This window comes from Pectobacterium sp. 1950-15 (assembly GCF_037136835.1).
Classification (GTDB): Bacteria; Pseudomonadota; Gammaproteobacteria; order Enterobacterales; family Enterobacteriaceae; genus Pectobacterium.
Map to the genome: position 1 here is coordinate 1 of NZ_JBBBQR010000058.1, position 229 is coordinate 229.

Below are 229 nucleotides of genomic sequence, written 5' to 3' on the forward strand. Positions count from 1 at the left end.
TGAGCAAGTCACTTCACCTACCATCAGCGTGCCTTCTCCCGAAGTTACGGCACCATTTTGCCTAGTTCCTTCACCCGAGTTCTCTCAAGCGCCTGAGTATTCTCTACCTGACCACCTGTGTCGGTTTGGGGTACGATTCGGTGTTACCTGGAGCTTAGAGGCTTTTCCTGGAAGCGTAGCATCAGTTACTTCATCACCGTAGTGACTCGTCATCACGCCTCAGTGTTAA

General features: G+C 51.1%; 1 rRNA gene. It reads right to left on the reverse strand.

What is annotated here, in order from left to right:
* Window positions 1-229: ribosomal RNA gene (locus WCT94_RS20775) — 23S ribosomal RNA — on the reverse strand; the annotation flags it as partial.